The sequence below is a fragment of the Novosphingobium sp. genome (assembly GCF_965214355.1).
Taxonomy (GTDB): Bacteria; Pseudomonadota; Alphaproteobacteria; order Sphingomonadales; family Sphingomonadaceae; genus Novosphingobium.
Map to the genome: position 1 here is coordinate 1,213,585 of NZ_CBDCBI010000002.1, position 16,688 is coordinate 1,230,272.

At 63.0% G+C, this 16,688-nt stretch carries 13 protein-coding genes; 10 read left to right on the plus strand and 3 right to left on the minus strand.

The features are described from left to right. Positions 1-85: 85 nt before the first annotated feature. The 5 genes from ACOOE2_RS06265 to ACOOE2_RS06285 are packed head-to-tail and all read left to right on the plus strand — an operon-like array spanning position 86 to position 5,300. Complete coding sequence (locus tag ACOOE2_RS06265) at positions 86-931, plus strand: cytochrome ubiquinol oxidase subunit II (RefSeq protein ID WP_420382165.1); 846 nt, start codon at positions 86-88, stop codon at positions 929-931. Then, the gene (locus ACOOE2_RS06270; protein WP_420382166.1) at positions 928-3,012 is read left to right on the plus strand and encodes a cbb3-type cytochrome c oxidase subunit I; all 2,085 of its coding nucleotides are present in this window, start codon (positions 928-930) and stop codon (positions 3,010-3,012) included. The genes ACOOE2_RS06265 and ACOOE2_RS06270 overlap by 4 nt, the downstream gene beginning before the upstream one ends. Then, positions 3,009-3,635, plus strand: coding sequence for a cytochrome c oxidase subunit 3 (locus tag ACOOE2_RS06275; protein WP_420382167.1), 627 nt, complete (start codon positions 3,009-3,011; stop codon positions 3,633-3,635). Before ACOOE2_RS06270 ends, ACOOE2_RS06275 begins: the two co-directional genes overlap by 4 nt. Continuing rightward, positions 3,632-3,946, plus strand: coding sequence for a cytochrome o ubiquinol oxidase subunit IV (locus tag ACOOE2_RS06280; RefSeq protein WP_420382168.1), 315 nt, complete (start codon positions 3,632-3,634; stop codon positions 3,944-3,946). The genes ACOOE2_RS06275 and ACOOE2_RS06280 overlap by 4 nt, the downstream gene beginning before the upstream one ends. A gap of 31 nt (positions 3,947-3,977) precedes the next feature. Then, positions 3,978-5,300 (plus strand): DUF2254 domain-containing protein, encoded by a 1,323-nt coding sequence (locus tag ACOOE2_RS06285; protein ID WP_420382169.1) that lies wholly within the window; start codon positions 3,978-3,980, stop codon positions 5,298-5,300. 37 nt (positions 5,301-5,337) lie between these two features. Here the strand turns inward: ACOOE2_RS06285 and ACOOE2_RS06290 are convergent, their stop codons facing one another. From ACOOE2_RS06290 to ACOOE2_RS06300, 3 genes are all read right to left on the minus strand, one after another. Continuing rightward, positions 5,338-7,623, minus strand: a complete 2,286-nt coding sequence (locus ACOOE2_RS06290) for an FdhF/YdeP family oxidoreductase (RefSeq protein ID WP_420384567.1) — start codon at positions 7,621-7,623, stop codon at positions 5,338-5,340. A gap of 278 nt (positions 7,624-7,901) precedes the next feature. Further along, complete coding sequence (locus tag ACOOE2_RS06295; protein WP_420382170.1) at positions 7,902-8,453, minus strand: carbonic anhydrase; 552 nt, start codon at positions 8,451-8,453, stop codon at positions 7,902-7,904. Positions 8,454-8,591: 138 nt separating this feature from the next. After that, the gene (locus ACOOE2_RS06300; RefSeq protein WP_420382171.1) at positions 8,592-10,040 is read right to left on the minus strand and encodes an efflux transporter outer membrane subunit; all 1,449 of its coding nucleotides are present in this window, start codon (positions 10,038-10,040) and stop codon (positions 8,592-8,594) included. 87 nt (positions 10,041-10,127) lie between these two features. On the opposite strand from ACOOE2_RS06300, the gene ACOOE2_RS06305 reads away from it, so the two are divergent. The 5 genes from ACOOE2_RS06305 (at position 10,128) to ACOOE2_RS06325 (ending at position 16,687) form a co-directional block, all read left to right on the plus strand. Further along, positions 10,128-10,751, plus strand: coding sequence for a TetR/AcrR family transcriptional regulator (locus ACOOE2_RS06305; protein WP_420382172.1), 624 nt, complete (start codon positions 10,128-10,130; stop codon positions 10,749-10,751). 85 nt (positions 10,752-10,836) lie between these two features. Next, a complete protein-coding gene (locus tag ACOOE2_RS06310) occupies positions 10,837-11,928 on the plus strand; it encodes an efflux RND transporter periplasmic adaptor subunit (RefSeq protein WP_420382173.1) in 1,092 nt (363 codons plus the stop codon). Then, positions 11,925-15,011 carry an efflux RND transporter permease subunit gene (locus tag ACOOE2_RS06315; protein ID WP_420382174.1) on the plus strand — a complete coding sequence of 1,029 codons (3,087 nt, stop codon included), beginning with the start codon at positions 11,925-11,927 and terminating at the stop codon, positions 15,009-15,011. The genes ACOOE2_RS06310 and ACOOE2_RS06315 overlap by 4 nt, the downstream gene beginning before the upstream one ends. A gap of 350 nt (positions 15,012-15,361) precedes the next feature. Continuing rightward, positions 15,362-15,922 carry a TetR/AcrR family transcriptional regulator gene (locus tag ACOOE2_RS06320; RefSeq protein WP_420382175.1) on the plus strand — a complete coding sequence of 187 codons (561 nt, stop codon included), beginning with the start codon at positions 15,362-15,364 and terminating at the stop codon, positions 15,920-15,922. Positions 15,923-16,027: 105 nt separating this feature from the next. Beyond that, positions 16,028-16,687, plus strand: a complete 660-nt coding sequence (locus ACOOE2_RS06325) for a glutathione S-transferase (RefSeq protein WP_420382176.1) — start codon at positions 16,028-16,030, stop codon at positions 16,685-16,687. The last annotated feature ends 1 nt before the right edge of the window (position 16,688 follow it).

Below are 16,688 nucleotides of genomic sequence, written 5' to 3' on the forward strand. Positions count from 1 at the left end.
CAGTTGCCACGACCGTCAGTTCACATGGTTGAAGGTGTAAAAGGATACGGTTTGCAATGGACGATCTGAACTTGCAGCCGCCGCGATGATCGCGCTGGCCCGGCGTCCGGCCATGCTCGGGCTGGTGTCCGTGCTGGGTGGGTGCGCGGCGCTGAGGCTGGGCGTGGTCGATCACGCCGGACCGGTCGCTGCCAGCCAATGGCACCTCTACCTGATCGTCGGGGCCGTGCTCGTCTTTGTCGCCGGGCCGGTGCTGTTGCTGACCCCGATCATGGCCTGGCACTATCGGCTGTCGAACAAGACCAGCGCCTACAAGCCTGACTGGCAATTTTCGTGGGTGCTGGAAGCGCTGATCTGGCTGCCACCGACCGGCATCGTCATCGGTCTGGGGGTCCTGCTGTGGCAATATACCATTGCCCTCGACCCGTACCGGCGGCTCGCCTCCAACCAGCCTGCACTGGAGGTGCAGGCGGTCGCGCTCGACTGGAAATGGTTGTTCATCTATCCCCGCGAGAACATCGCCACAGTCAACGAGCTGGACATTCCGGTCGGGCGGCCGGTCCATATCAGCCTGACCAGCGGCACCGTGATGCAGTCATTGATGGTGCCGCAACTCGCCGGCCAGATCTATGCGATGCCCGGCATGACGACTCAGCTCAACCTGGCCGCCAGTCGCGCCGGGATATTTCACGGTGAAAACACCCAGTTCAACGGCAAGGGATTCCAGGCGGAAAAGTTCAACGTGATCGCGCGGGCGCCGGCGGACTACGCGAACTGGCTGGCACGGGTCCGTGCCGGCAAATCATTCGGCCAAGACGACCGGGCCATGATCTTCGCGCGATCGGTCGTTGCCCAGCCGGTTTTCCTGGCCGGGGTTCCCTCCGGACTGTTTCAGCGGGTCCTTGATACATCGACGGGCCCGTCACGGTGACAAGCGGCATCTGGCCAGCGGTCCTGGGGCGTTTCGACTGGCAGGAACTGCCATTCGTGCGGGCATGGGCCAATCCCGACAGCAGCGAAATCATCGGTGCGGCAGCTGCGGCCATCGTGGTCATCGGCGCGATGGCGCTGGTCGCCGTGCTGACCTATCACCGGGCGTGGCGCTATCTGTGGCGTGAATGGCTGACCAGCCTCGATCACAAGAAGATCGGCATCATGTATATCGTGCTCGCCTTCGTGATGCTCAGCCGCGCGCTGATCGAAGCGGTGCTGATGCGGATGCAGCAGGCCGCCGCAATCAACGCCCCGGGTTTCCTCGAGCCCGACCATTTCGCGCAACTGTTCAGCACCCATGGCAGCATCATGATCTTCTTCATGGCGATGCCATTCCTGACCGGCATGATCAATTACGTCACCCCGTTGCAGATTGGCGCACGCGACGTTGCCTTTCCCCTGCTCAACTCGATCAGTCTGTGGCTGACCGGCGGCGCAGCGGGATTGATGATGGCATCGCTGGTGATCGGCCGGTTCTCGACCGGTGGCTGGAGCGGCTATCCGCCCTATACCGAGCTGGGCTTCAGCCCCGACGTCGGCCCCGATTACTGGATCTGGGCGGTGACGCTGGGGTCGTTGGCTTCGACCATGACCGGGCTCAATTTCGCCGTGACGATCTACAAGCTGCGCTGCCCCGGGATGACGCTGATGCGCATGCCGCTGTTCGTGTGGACGTCGTTGTGCACCAGCATCCTGATGATCTTTGCCATGCCGCCGCTGACCGTCGCCACCGCCCTGCTGGCGCTGGACCGGTACCTGGGCTTTCACTTCTTCACCAATGACCTTGGCGGCAACATGATGAACTACGCCAACCTGTTCTGGCTGTTCGGCCATCCCGAGGTCTATATCCTGATCCTGCCGGCGTTCGGGGTCTATTCCGAGGTGGTCTCGACCTTCTCGTCCAAGGAGCTGTACGGATACACCTCGCTGGTGCTGGCGACGATGGCGATCGCGGTGCTTTCCTTTACCGTCTGGGTGCATCACTTCTTCACCATGGGGCAGAGCGCTAACCTGAACGCAGTGTTCGGAATCGCGACGATGACGATCGGCGTGCCCACCGGAGTCAAGATCTACGACTGGATCTGGACGATGTTTCGCGGTGAGATCCGCTTTACCGTGCCGATGCTCTATTCACTGGCGTTCATGATGACCTTCGTGCTGGGCGGCTTCACCGGCATCCTGCTTGCCTTTCCGCCGCTCGATTACCTGGTTCACAACACGCTGTTCCTGGTTGCGCATTTTCACAACATGCTGATCCCCGGCCTGCTTTACGGGATGCTGGCGGGCTATCACTATTGGTTCCCGAAAGCCTTCGGCTTCCGGTTGAGCGAAAAATGGGGCCGGGTGTCGTTTTATAGCTGGGTGGTCGGGTTCTATCTCGCGTTCATGCCGCTGTATGTGCTGGGCGCGGCGGGCGCGGCACGGCGCACGCAGGCGTTTTTTGAGCCTGCCTTCCGGCCCTGGCTTTATATCGCCGGGGTCGGGGCGCTGATCCTGCTGGCAGCGCTGGGATCGCTGTTCGTGCAGCTGTGGGTCAGCATTCGCGATCGTGCGGCCAACCGGGTGCCGGCCGGCGATCCCTGGGACGGACGTGGGCTGGAATGGTCGGTGTCGGCGCCGCCGCCCGAATATAATTACGCCGTCCTGCCCCGCGTTTACGGTCGCGATCCGTTCTACGACGGCAAACGCAAAGGTAATGCGTATGCGGCGCCAGAGCGCTATGAGGACATCAGCGTCCCGTGCAACAGCGCCACCGGACCCGTGATCGGCATAACCGGCGCGGCCCTGGCCTTCGGGCTGGTCTGGCATATGTGGTGGTTGGCGATTTTGGGCGTGGTGGTGGTCGTCGGTGCGGTCATCGCCCGCAGCTTTGCCCGCGACACCCACCGGGTCATTGCCGCCGCCACAGTGGCGCGGATCGATCGCGAATGGCGCCAGGGGCTCGCCGAGGCCCGACCGATTGCGCGCGGCATCGAAATGACCTCGGCCAATGAAGGCCTGGCCGAGGTGCAGCGATGAGCGCGGACAAAGTCAAGCACGTCGGCCTGAACCTGGGTTCGACCGACGGGGAAACCCACGGAGAGGCCGAAAGCGCGATCTTCGGCTTCTGGGTGTTCCTGATGAGCGATGCGGTCATCTTCGCGCTGCTGTTTGCGACCTATGGCGTGATGCTGGGCGCAACCGCGGGAGGGCCCACGCCTGCGGCGGAGTACAAGATCGGGCCGGCGTTCATCGAGACCCTGATCCTGCTGACCAGCAGCTTCACCTACGGGATGGCTTCGGTGGCGATGAAGCATGGCGCCTCGCGCGGCGTCCTGGTCGGGTGGCTCGCTGTGACCCTGGTTCTCGGCCTGGCCTTTCTGGGCCTGGAGATCAACGACTTCGCGACAATGTTTGCCGATGGCGCCTATCCCGCGCGCAGTGGCTTTCTGTCGTCCTTTTTCGCCTTGGTGCCGCTACACGGACTGCATGTCGCGGCGGGCTGCCTGTGGCTGGTGGTGATGATAGCGCAGGTTCTTACGTTCGGGCTCGATCCAGGCGTGAAGATCAATGTGCTGCGGCTGGGCCTGTTCTGGCATTTTCTCGACATCATCTGGATCGCCATTTTTTCCGTGGTGTACCTGCCGGACATGATCCGGTGAGCAAAGCGCAGGACAGCAAGCGCTCTGCAATACGCAGCTATGCCGTCGGGTACGGCTTGGCGCTGGTCCTGACCGGCCTGGCCTTTGCGACGGTTCACTGGCGGCTGTTCGACAGGGGCGCGATCTGGCCGGTCGTGCTGGCGCTCGGGCTGGTGCAGGGGCTGGTTCACTTCCGCTGCTTCCTGCACATCTCGCTGCGGCGATCGGCGCGCGACGACCTGCTGCTGATCCTGTTCACCACCCTGATCATCATCCTGATGGCGTCGGGCACGCTCGTGATCCTGCGGAATTTGCACATGAGGATGATGTGATGGTGATCGCAGGCCAGAAGATGGGTAGCGCGTGTTGACCAGCCAAGGGCGCCAGAGGCTCAGCGATCTGGCCGAATCATTCTGGCTGTTGCCCGGCATGATGGTTGCGGCGGGGATCCTGCTGGCGCTGATGCTGGTGCAGGTCGATCGCAGCGGGATCGTGCCGCAAGCGCTGATCGACAGCCCGTGGCTCTACAATGGCGGCGGCACTGGCGCACGCACGCTGCTGGGTGCGGTCGCATCGTCTACGATCGGCGTGGCGGGGACGGTATTCTCGATCACGATAGCCTCGCTGTCGCTGGCAGCCGGCCAAATGGGCCCCAGGTTGCTGCGCAATTTCGTGCGCGATCGCGGCAATCAGTTCACACTCGGCGCTTTCCTCGGCACTTTCTCCTATGCGTTGATGGTGCTGCGCAGCGTCCGTACCCGCGCCGAGGGTGAGTTCATTCCGCATGTGTCGATGAGCGCCGGCATCGTGCTGGCCTTCGTTTGCGTCGGCACGCTGGTGTTCTTCGTCGGGCATATGGTGGCACGCATCAACGTCGATACCGTGATCGAGCTGGTCAGCCAGGACGTCTGCCGGGCGATCCGGCGGCTGACCCTTGCCCAGGCGCCCGCGCCGGGCACCGCGGGTGCAATCGATCCATCGTTCGTGGCGATCAGGGATGGCCGCCGCGGCTATTTGCAGCAGCTCGATGCCGATCGCCTGGCCGATTGGGCCGCGCACCGCGGCGTGACCATCCACCTGCTGGTGCGTCCCGGCGACCTGGTGTTTCCGGGCGCTGTCATCGCGCTTGCCAGTCCGCAAGGCAGCGGCGTTGCTGAAGCCATCCGCCGCACAACCGCGCTGGGGCCACAACGCGTCAGCACCGACGATCTCGAATTTTCCATTCGCCAGTTGGTCGAGGTTGCGGTGCGCGCGCTGTCGCCGGGGATCAATGATCCGCATACCGCGATGGCGGTGATCGACCGGCTGGGCGTCGCCCTGTGCGACCTTGCCCCGCGATATCTGCCTGACGGACGGGTGATGCGGGGCGATCGTCCGGTGCTTGTCATGCCGGTGGTGCACTATGATGGCCTGGTCGATGCGATGCTGCACATGATCCGGCAGAATGCCACAGGCAATACGGCGGTGCTGATCCGCATACTCGACGTGCTCAACGCGGTGATCGGCTGCGAGCGCGCTCCTGCCAGGATGGCGGTTTTGCAACGCCACGCCGACCTGGTACTTGGCGATGGCGAACGCGATATTGCCACGCCGGCGGACCTGGCCGACCTGCGCAGCCGGCATGCGCGATTTGCCGAATTGCGCCATTGCGATCCGCACGCGGTGCCTGCTTTGGCGACGTGCTGATGCTCATGCCGGGGCTTCGCGTGCGAAGCCCTGGCGCTCAGCCCGCTTCGATCCGCACCGGCACCGATTTCGAAGCCGGGGTCTGTGACAGCTCGTCATGGTGCCCGATCGGAACCAGGACATTGCACTCCGGGTAATAGCCCGCAATGGTCCCGCGCGGCAGCTTGTAGGCCGTCAGCTTGAGCCCGCCCAGCCGCCGGTCCTGGCCATCGTCGACATCGGTGACCAGCGTCAGCATCTGGCCATCTCTGAGCCCGGCCTCGTCGATATCCTCGGGGCACATCAGCAGTATGTCGCGCGATCCTTCCAGCCCGCGCAGCCGGTCGGAATAGCCATAGATGGTGGTGTTGAACTGGTCGTTCGAGCGCATCGTGATCAGGCGGTAGCGGCCTGGCGCATCCTTGAACCCCAGTGAATTGAGCTGGCCGGGGGTGGTGAACACCGCCTTGCCCTCGGGTGTCTTCCAGATGCGTTCATGCGCGCCATTGCCCCGATAAAAGCCGCCGGCATCATACATCCGCGCATTGTAATCGCGGAAATCGTCGGGATAGGTGAATTCGATCAGGTCACGGACCAGGCCGTAGTCGGCGGTCCATTCGTCCCATTTGAGCTCGGCCCGGGCAGGTACCGTCGCCTTGGCAATACCGGTGACGATCGCGAGCTCGCTCTTGAGGGCATCGGAGGGCGGCGGACGGTCGCCGATCGAGGCGCTGATCATCGAGAAGCTGTCTTCGGTGGTGATCGTCTGGTTGCCGGTCGCCTGCTCGTCGGCTTCGAAGCGGCCCAGGCAAGGCAGGATGAATGCATTCTTGCCGGGAAACAGGTGGCTGCGGTTCAGCTTGGTCGAAATCATCACCGTCAGCTCCTGCGCCGACCAGGCCGTTTCCATCCGCTTCTGGTCGGGCACTGCGCGCAGCAAATTGCCGCCAAGCGAAACAAAGGCCTTCACCTTGCCCTCGAACAGGCCCTGTACCGCGGCGACGATGTTCATCCCGTCTTCGGTGGGCGGGTCGAAGCCGAACAACGCCTTGAGCTTGTCGAGCGGCACCAGCTTGGTTTTCTCGGCGATCCCGACGGTGCGCTGACCCTGCACGTTGCTGTGCCCGCGCACCGGGCAGCACCCCGCGCCCGGCTTGCCGATATTGCCGCGCAGCAACAGCAGATTGACCAGCATCGCTATGTTGAGCGCGCCGTGGGTATGCTGGGTCAAGCCCATGCCATAAACCCCGATCACCTTTTCGGCGGCAATGTAGACAGCGGCGGCTTCGCGCAACGCTGCCTCGGTCAGCCCCGATTCGCGCTCGATCTCGGCCCAGTCGGCGTCCCGACAGGACTGGATGAATTCCTCGCAGCCGGTGGTGTGCTGCTTGATGAAGGCGTGGTCGATCACCTCCGCCTTGCCCTCGGCCTTGGCCTTGTCGTCGGCCTCCACCACGTATTTGCACATCCCCAGAATCGCCGCGACGTCTCCGCCGGCCTTGAGCTGGTGATACTGGTCGGAGATGATCGTCTCCTTGCCGGTCAGCATCGCCAACGGGTTCTGAGGATCGACGAAGGAAACCAGCCCCTGTTCGATCACCGGATTGAAGGTGACGATCTTGCCGCCGCGATCCTTCAGATCTTTCAGCGGATGCAGGAAACGCGGGCTGTTTGTGCCGGGGTTCTGGCCGAAAAAGAAAAACGCATCGGTCTTTTCCAGGTCCTCCCAAACGATCGTGCCGACTGGCGAACCGATCACCTTGGTCAGCCCGACCGAGGTCGTTTCGTGGCACATGTTCGAGCTTTGCGGCAGGTTGTTGTTGCCATAGGCGCGCGCGAGCAGCGCGTAGAGGTAAGATGCCTCGAGCCCGGCATGGCCCGACGCATAGAACACCGCGCTTTCCTTGGGCAGCGCCTGCAACGACGCGCCGATCGCTGCAAAGGCCTCGTCCCAGCTCACCGCCTGGTAGCGGTCGGTCGCCGCATCGTAGCGCAGCGGATGGGTCAACCGGCCGGTCAGTTCGAGATCATGATCGTTCCATTCACGCAGCCGGGTCACGGTATGCGCATCGTCAGCCCAGAACTCGGGCGTGCAGCGGGCGCTGGTAAGTTCCCACATCGTCGCCTTGGCGCCGTTTTCGCAAAATTCGAACGCCGAATAATTGGCGGGCTTGGGCCACGCACACGAGCCGCACATCACCCCCTTGGGCTTGTTCTGCCGGCGCAGGCTGCGCAGCACCATGGGTGACGCATGGGATTCCCCGAGAATCCGCGCCATGCCCTGCATCGATCCCCAACCGCCGGCCGGCCCAGAATCATGCGGGAGATCTGTTTCCTCGGCTATGACACAGTTGCCTTTGTTCGAGAGGGCGACCGGCGCGTTGACATGCCGGCCGGACTTGTAACGCAATGGATCAGGGTAAGTTCCATGAAATCGGTGGGCGCCGGCAAGGTAATAACGTTTGTCCAATCGGTCGCGCATCGGGCGTGCTACAGCGCGCACGAGCAGACGTCCAGACGCCTCTGGCCCCCAGTTGATGGTTCTGATGTCATCACGCTCTCAATGGTTGACGGGGCACGCCGCTTCGCTTGGTCCCCAGTTACAGGATACATCGGGACTTTCTATTTCCTGGTGCCTGGGGGCAAACGCAGCGGTCCCGGGGCGGCCACCGTTTCCACCAAGCCGGTCGCTACAGCATAGACCAATCCCGTCACGACGATCGTGTCCGCGAGTTGTGCAGTCGCCTTAAGGATGGCGATGTCCTTGACCACGGCCTTGTAGGGGTCGGTGACCGCCAAATTGTCGAGGGCGCCGGGCTCAACGCCCATATGCCGCGCGAGCAACTCAGGCTCATGATGGTAGCAGCCGATGATCCCGCAGTCGGTATGGTGGAGAAGGACAAGATTGCGCACGCCGCCTTCGCGACCCGCCGCTTGCGCCACCACGCGCAGGATGCCGAGCGTCTCGATCAGGTTTCGGGTCACTCGGCCGCCGACGTTGCGGATCACGGCCGCTTCGCCCTGCTCGAGGCCGAGAACCGCGGCCGGATCAACGCGGGGATCAACGCAGCCGACGACGATCGTGCCGGTCGATGGCATCATCTTGAGGCCGGGGACAAACGCTGTTTCGGCGAAGTGGGCGTTACGCCCCGTCAGTTGCTCAAGGAATTCCATGGTCTTGCTCCTCCAGGATTTTGGGATGTTCAGTTCGCGGTGCGGGGGACGCGCCCCCTGCCGGTCATCCATCTGTCGGCCTTAAGCCCCAAAGATATCCGAGCATGATCTGCCGCCCCAAACCGGCAGTAATCGCAGCTAGCGTCCGGTTGCCAAGCGTTGGCTGGCATCCCAGCCACCGCCCAATGACCGGAACGAGGCCACCGCCGCACGCGCATTCTCTGCGCGGGCCTGGGCCAGAGCATCGCGCGTCGCCAGCAGGCGGCTGTCGGCATCCAGCACTTCGATCAGGCTGACCAGTCCGCCCTTGTACGCCGCCATCGATGCCTGTTGTGCCCGCGCCAGCGAGGTTTCGCCTCCGGCCAGAACCTGCGTTTGCGTCTCTGTGTTTACCAGCGCCGAAAACGCATCCTCCACGTCCTGCGATGCGCGCAGCACCGACAGGCGATAGGACGCCAGCGCCTCCTGATTGCGGCCACGTGCAACCTTGATTTCGGCGTCGACACGGCCGAAATCGAACAGGCGCCAGCGCAGGCCCGCCACACCTTGCGCCTGGCTAGCGCCGCCGCCGAACAGCGCCGAAGGACCGGTCGCAGCGCTGCCGAGCAAGCCGCTCAACGAAATTTTGGGGTAAAATTCCGAAATCGCCGATCCGATTTGCGCATTCGACGCCGCCAGCTGGCGTTCGGAGATCAACAGGTCGGGCCGGCGTCGCAGCAGATCGGCAGGGCTGCCGATATTGGTGATCGCGGGCGCCGCTGGTATCGCGCCAGGTGTCGCCAGTTCTGCGCGATACGTCCCGGGCTGCGCGCCCAGCAACACGTCGAAGGCATTCAGCGCAGAATCGAGCGCCACCTGCAGCACCGGCACGCTCGCGCGCACTTGTGCCAGCGCACCCTCGGCCTGGCGCAATTGCAGTTCGGCGGCGAGACCCTTGCGATATTGGAGGCCGATCGTATCGACCAGCCGCTGCTGCGTGTCGACTTGCTCGTTGGCGACGGCGAGCCGTGCCTGTAATCCACGTATCGTGATATAGGTATCGGCCACTTGCGCCGCGACCGTCAGGCGCGCGGCGGCGACACCGGCCTGCGAGGCCTGGTATTGCGCGAAGGCCGCCTCGCGATCGCGACGCAACCCGCCAAACAGATCGATTTCCCAACTCGCGCCCAGATCGACCTCATAATCCTGCGTGTTGCGGCCGGTGCCAAATGCGGCAAGCTCGTGACCTTGCAACGTATCGCGCGACAGGCGCACCGCCGCCGCCGAACCGGAAACAGAGCCCGATGGCAACAACGCCGCGTCGGCTGCGTGCAAGCCGCCGCGCGCCTGGGTGACCCGCGCCACGGCTTGCGCCGCGTCGAGGTTCTGATCGAGCGCTTTGGCGATCAGCGATGTCATCAGCGGATCGTCGAAACGCGCCCACCACACCGCATCGGTTGCGGCCAGGTCGGGCGCAGTCCGCGCGGCGACTGCGTTGGCCCCCATGAACGCAGCAGGCGCGGTCAATGCAGGCCGGTGATAGTCGGGCCCCACCGCGCAACCGCCGAGTGCGGTGACAAGCAGGAGCGAAAATGGGAAAGCGCGCATGGGGGCCTCGGGGTCAAAGCGGATTGTGACTAATATTCCTATCGGTCACTCGTTGTCAATCGTCTAACTCTGCGCTATCTCAGCGTCATGACCATTCTCAAGGACACTGCCGCCACCACCGGGTTGCGCGGCCCGGTCGATCACGGCATCCGCGATCAGATCATCGACGCCGCCGACGAGCATTTCAGCCACTATGGCTATGCCAAGACAACTGTGGCCGACCTGGCCAAGGCCATCGGATTTTCCAAAGCCTACATCTACAAGTTCTTCGATTCGAAGCAGGCGATCGGCGAGGCGATCTGTGCGCAATGCCTGGGATCGGTCCTGGCCAGCGCGCAGGAATCGGTTGCCGATGGCAAATCGGCGACCGACAAATTTCGGCGTTTATTCAACAAGATATCGACACTCAGCGCCGAACTGTTCTTCAACGATCGCAAGCTGTACGACATCGCCGCCGTATCCTGTGCCGAACAATGGCCGTCGTCCGAAGCGTACCAGGTGCAGATCGCCGAAATGGTGGCGCAGATCATCCTGGAGGGGCGCGAAAGTGGTGAATTCGAGCGCAAGACCCCGATCGACGAAGCGGTTCGCGCGATCATGCTGGTATTCATGCCCTTCATGAATCCGGTGATGCTGCAATACAATCTGGACGCCATACCCGACGGGCGCACCGAAGTGGTCAGCCTCGTCCTGCGCAGCCTGGCGCCATAAAAAATGCATCCGTCGATTTGTGACCTATTGACATGTTGGTCACAAGTATAGACTTGAGGCGCATCCCTGAAAACGGAATGCTGCCATGTCACGCCTGCCCACGATCAGCCTGATCCTGCTCACCACCGCTTCGCTCGCGCTCGCCGGGTGCAATACGGCAACCGCCGACCCGCGGGCGGGGCCACCGCTGGTCCGCGTCGCGACGCTGGGAACGGGCGGCCAAGCCGAACGCGCGTTCACGGGCACGGTGTCCGCCCGGGTCCAGAGCGACCTGGGCTTTCGCGTCCCGGGCAAGATCATCGAACGCCTGGTCGATACCGGCCAGGCGGTCCATCGCGGCCAGCCGCTGATGCGGATCGACCGTACAGAACTGGCGCTGACCACGATCGCGCAAGCCGGCAATGTTGCCGCCACCCGCGCCAAAGCGATCCAGACCGCCGCCGACGCCGCGCGTTTCCGCGATCTGGTTTCCGCCGGCGCAGTTTCCGCCTCTGCCTATGACCAGGCCAAAGCCGCCGCCGACGCCGCCAAGGCGCAATTGCGTGCCGCCGAGGCGACCGCCCATGTCGCACGCAACGAGGCGAGCTATTCGCTGCTGCTCGCCGATGCCGATGGCGTGGTCGTGGAAACGCTGGCCGAGCCCGGCCAGGTCGTGGCCGCAGGCCAGACCGTATTGCGGCTAGCCCGATCGGGCCCGCGCGAGGCGCGGATTGCGCTGCCCGAAACGATCCGCCCGGCGATCGGTTCGACCGCATCGGCGGCGGTGTTCAACGCCGCCGTGACGGGCACCGCCCGCCTGCGCCAACTTTCGAATTCCGCCGACCCGCAAACCCGCACCTTCGAGGCGCGGTATGTTCTGGAAGGCGCTGCCGCCGCCGCGCCTTTGGGTGCGACCGTCACGATCGAATTGCCCGACGCCAAAACCGGCACAACGATGGAAGTGCCCATCGCCGCGCTGTATGACAATGGCCATGGGCCAGGCGTTTGGGTGGTCACCGGCACCGGTCTCCTGCCGAAAGTGACCTGGCGTGCGGTGCAGGTCGCCGGCCTGGGCGAAGAAACCGCGCGGATTTCCGGCGGCCTCAACCCCGGCGAACGCTTTGTCGCGCTGGGCGCGCATCTGCTCCACCAGGGCGAACAGGTCCATGTCGCCGCCGACCAGATTGCCGCACGATGAGCGGGTTCAACTTGTCGGCCCTTGCAGTCCGCGAGCGCTCGGTCACGCTGTTCCTGATCATCGCGATCACGCTGGCGGGGCTCTATGCCTTTCTCAGTCTGGGCCGCGCCGAAGATCCGACGTTCACGATCAAATCGATGACATTCGTCACCGCGTGGCCCGGCGCGACCGCGCAGGAAATGCAGGATCAGGTCACAGAACCGCTGGAAAAGCGGATGCAGGAACTGAAATGGTACGACCGCACCGAAACGTTCACCCGCCCCGGGCTGTCGTTCACCACGGTCACGCTGAAAGACCCGACCCCGCCCGCCGAAGTGGCCGAGGAGTTCTATCAAGCACGCAAGAAACTGGGGGATGAGGCGCAGAAACTACCGCAAGGCGTCGTCGGCCCGCTGATCAACGACGAATATGGCGATGTCACGTTCGCGCTTTATGCGCTGAAAGCTAAGGGCGAGCCGCATCGCACGCTCGTGCGCCAGGCCGAGGATTTGCGCCAGCGCCTGCTCCATGTCCCTGGCGTCAAGAAGGTCAACCTGATCGGCGAACGGCCAGAGCGGATCTATGTCGATTTCTCCTATGCCCGGCTGGCCACCCTTGGCGTGTCGCCGCGCGATGTGTTTGCCGCGCTCAACGATCAGAACCTGCTGACGCCGGCCGGGTCCATCGATACCAAGGGCCCGCAGGTGCAAGTGCGTCTCGATGGCGCGCTCGACGACCTGGCCAAGATCGGCCAGACGCCGATTGTCGCCAATGGCCGCACGCTCAAGCTGTCCGACATTGCCGATGTCAAACGCGGGTATGAAGACCCCGCCACATACCTGATCCGTAACCAGGGCGAACCCGCGCTGGAACTGGGCGTGGTGATGAAGGAGCGGTACAACGGCCTGCAACTGGGCCGCGACCTGGACAAGGAAGCCAGGGCGATCACTTCCGAAATGCCGCTGGGCCTGTCGTTCACCAAAGTCAGCGACCAGGCGGTCAACATCCACGAAGCCTACGGCGAATTCATGCTGAAATTCTTCGTCGCGCTGGCCGTGGTCATCGCGGTCAGCCTGATCAGCCTGGGCTGGCGCGTCGGGGTCGTGGTGGCGCTCGCGGTGCCGCTGACTTTGGCGGGGGTGTTTGTCATCATGCTGGCGACCGGGCGCGATTTCGACCGTATCACTTTGGGCGCGCTGATCCTGTCGCTGGGCCTGCTGGTGGACGATGCGATCATCATCATCGAAACCATCGTCGTCAAGATGGAGGAAGGCTACGACCGGATCACTGCGGCGACGTATGCCTGGGGCCATACCGCCGCGCCGATGCTGGCGGGCACGCTGGTCACGACGATCGGGCTGATGCCGGTCGGTTTCGCCAAGTCGAGCGCGGGCGAATATGCCGGCAACATTTTCTGGGTGGTGGGTTTTGCGCTGCTGACGTCATGGGTCGTGGCGGTGGTGTTCACGCCCTACCTGGGCGTCAAATTGCTGCCCGATATTCAACCGGTAGCGGGCGGGCATGGCGCGATCTACGGCACGCCGCGCTATGAATGGCTGCGCTCGGGGCTCGGCCGCGTGGTCGATCACAAAAAGACCGTGGCGTTTTCGGTCGCCGCGCTGTTCGTGGTCGCGATCCTAGGCATGGGCCTGGTGAAACAGCAGTTCTTCCCGATCTCGGACCGCCCCGAAGTGCTGGTCGAAGTGCAGATGCCCGAAGGCACCAGCATCGAGGCGACCGATGCGGCGACTGCCAAAGTCGAGGCCTGGCTGAAACAACAGCCCGAAAGCAGGATCGTTTCGGCCTATATCGGCCAAGGCGCACCGCGTTTCTACCTCGCGATGTCGCCCGAATTGCCCGATCCCTCGTTTGCGAAGATTGTCGTGCTGACCGCCAGCGAACATGACCGTGAGGCTTTGAAACTGCGCGTGCGCGACATTGCCGCAAAGGGCCTCGTCCCCGGCGCCCGGATTCGCGCAACGCAGCTGGTGTTTGGCCCCTATTCGCCGTTCCCCGTCGCATTCCGCGTGATGGGCCCGGACCAGACCAAAGTGCGCGCTGTCGCCGAAAAAGTGCGCGACGTGATGCAGGCCAACCCGTCGATGCGCCAGGTCAACACCGATTGGGGCGAACGCGTACCGACCGTGCATTTCGTGCTCGATCAGGACCGTCTGCGTGCGATCGGCCTGACCTCGCACGATGCCTCGCAACAGTTGCAATTCCTGCTGACCGGCGTGCCCGTCACCCAAATCCGCGAAGACATCCGCTCGGTCGAAGTGATCGCGCGCAGCGCCGGAACCGACCGGCTGGACCCTGCAAAACTGGATGGTTTCACCCTGACCGGCAGCGCGGGCCAGCGCGTTCCGCTGGGCCAGATCGGCAGGGCGGAAATCCGCATGGAGGATCCGATCCTGCGCCGCCGCGACCGTACGGTGACGATCACCGTGCGCGGCGATATTGCCGAGGACAAGCAACCGCCCGACATATCGAAACAGGTGATCAAGGCGATCCAGCCGATCGTCGATACACTGCCGCCCGGCTATCGCATCGAAGCCGCCGGCGCACTGGAAGAAGCGGGCAAGGCCAATGTCGCGCTGGTCGGCATATTCCCGCTGATGATCGTGCTGATGATGATCGTGATCATTTTCCAGCTCCGCTCGCTGTCAGGCATGGCCATGGTGTTGCTGACCGCGCCGCTCGCACTGGTTGGCGTCGTCCCGACGCTGCTGATCTTTCACCAGCCGTTCGGGTTCAACGCAATCCTGGCGATGATCGCGCTGGCCGGGATCATCATGCGCAACACGCTGATCCTGATCGGGCAAATTCATCAGAACCAGGCCGATGGCCTGACCCCGCGCGACGCGGTGATCGAAGCGACGGTGCAACGATCGCGCCCGGTCATCCTTACCGCGCTGGCCGCGGTGCTGGCGTTCATCCCGCTGACGTTCTCGATATTCTGGGGATCGCTGGCATTCACGCTGATCGGCGGCACGATCGGCGGTACCGCGCTGACGCTGGTATTCCTGCCCGCGCTTTATGCAATCTGGTACCGGATCGGGCCGAAGGAGCCTATGCCCGCCGCGCCTACGGCCGCCGGCGTGTAATACGCGCCAATACGGACGGCCGCCAGCCGCCAGGCAAAATCCGGCCAGATCTCGGTACAATTGCTGACGTACGGACTTATAGCGCCAACCTGGTACCGACCCGGCTCGCCCCGCTTTCGGCCGGTGATCGCAACCGTCCCAAGCGAGCAGACGTTCTGCCGCTCAGCTGGCGCCACCCAAACTTGTCGCTGGTTCAGGATCATGCCGGGGGTAGATGCCGCGCCATGCGGGCCCGCAGCAGATCGACCACCCTAAAGCAGCCCTTCGAATAAACAGCCATAAAAGTACTAGCCACAATCCTTGTCAATCCCTATCTGGCAGTTGATAGGCATGTAGACAGTGGTAAGGTGATGAGTACGAACGCGAAAGAAGCAATTCTCGCCGCAGCGCGACAGACCGCACAGGCCCATGGTTACGGTGGATTGAACTACCGGGATCTCGCAACAGAGGTCGGCATCAAGGCGGCGAGCATTCACTATCATTTTCCAGCCAAAGCCGATCTGGGTGCGGCAGTCGCGAGACGGTATTGGGAAGATATCGTAGATGATCTGGCCAGCCTAGAGGAGGCTGGCATTAAGCCCGCTGGCGCCCTCGAGCGCTATTCGCACCTGTTCCGCCGGTCGTTGGAGAACGGCAATCGTATGTGTCTCTGTAGCTTCATGGCGGCGGAATATGACGATCTTCCCGACATTGTGAAAGTCGAGGTTCAGACCTTCGCGGACGTCAACATTGCCTGGCTGAGCGATTTGTTCGCGCAAGAAGGTTTGGTACGCGACGACGCTGTGTCAAAAGCAAGAGCCATCTTTGCCGCCGTATCGGGGGCTCAACTGCTGGCCCGAAGTCGGAACGACATCGCGCTCTTCGATCAAATGATTGACACCTACCGCAAGTCGGGTTTGCTCGACCTTTAAAATTCACAACCATTTGCCTACCATGTGGCAGATAGAGGTTGACTGCATTCCAAAGTGGCCGTATCTGCCTGTCTACCAACTGACAGGTAGATAGGCAGATATACGATGATGAAAGTTTTTGATTGGTTCGATGGCCCGTACCCTGCGCGCGTCCGGATCGCGATTGCAGAAAAGCATTTGCGTTCGGAGGTGGAGTTCGTCTCGGTCGATCTCTGGGGCGGCGAGCACAAATCCCCCGCCTTTCTCGCCAAGAACTATTCCGGCACGCTGCCAGTCCTCGAACTCGCGGACGGCACGCTTATCGCCGAGTGCACCGCCATCACCGAGTATCTCGACAACCTTGATGGCGCCCCGATCCTCACGGGCACCACGGCGCGTGAAAAGGGCCTCATCCACATGATGAGCAAGCGCGCGGAACTTGAAGTGCTCGACGCCATCAGCGTTTACTTCCATCACGCGACTGCAGGCCTCGGCCCTCATGTTGAGCTTTACCAGAACGCCGAGTGGGGTTTGCGCCAACGCGACAAGGCACTGCGGGGCATGCGCTATTTCGACGGTATCCTGCGTCAACAGCCCTTCGTGACGGGCGACTATTTCTCGATGGCCGACATCACCCTGATCGGCGGCCTCATTTTCGCAGATCTGGTTAAAGTCGCGATCCCGGATGATTGCGATGCGCTCAGCGCCTGGTGGGTTCAAATGCAGCAACGCCCAAGCGTCCGCAACCGGCTCACCATGTCGGAGCACGCCGCCGAACTCGCCTGAT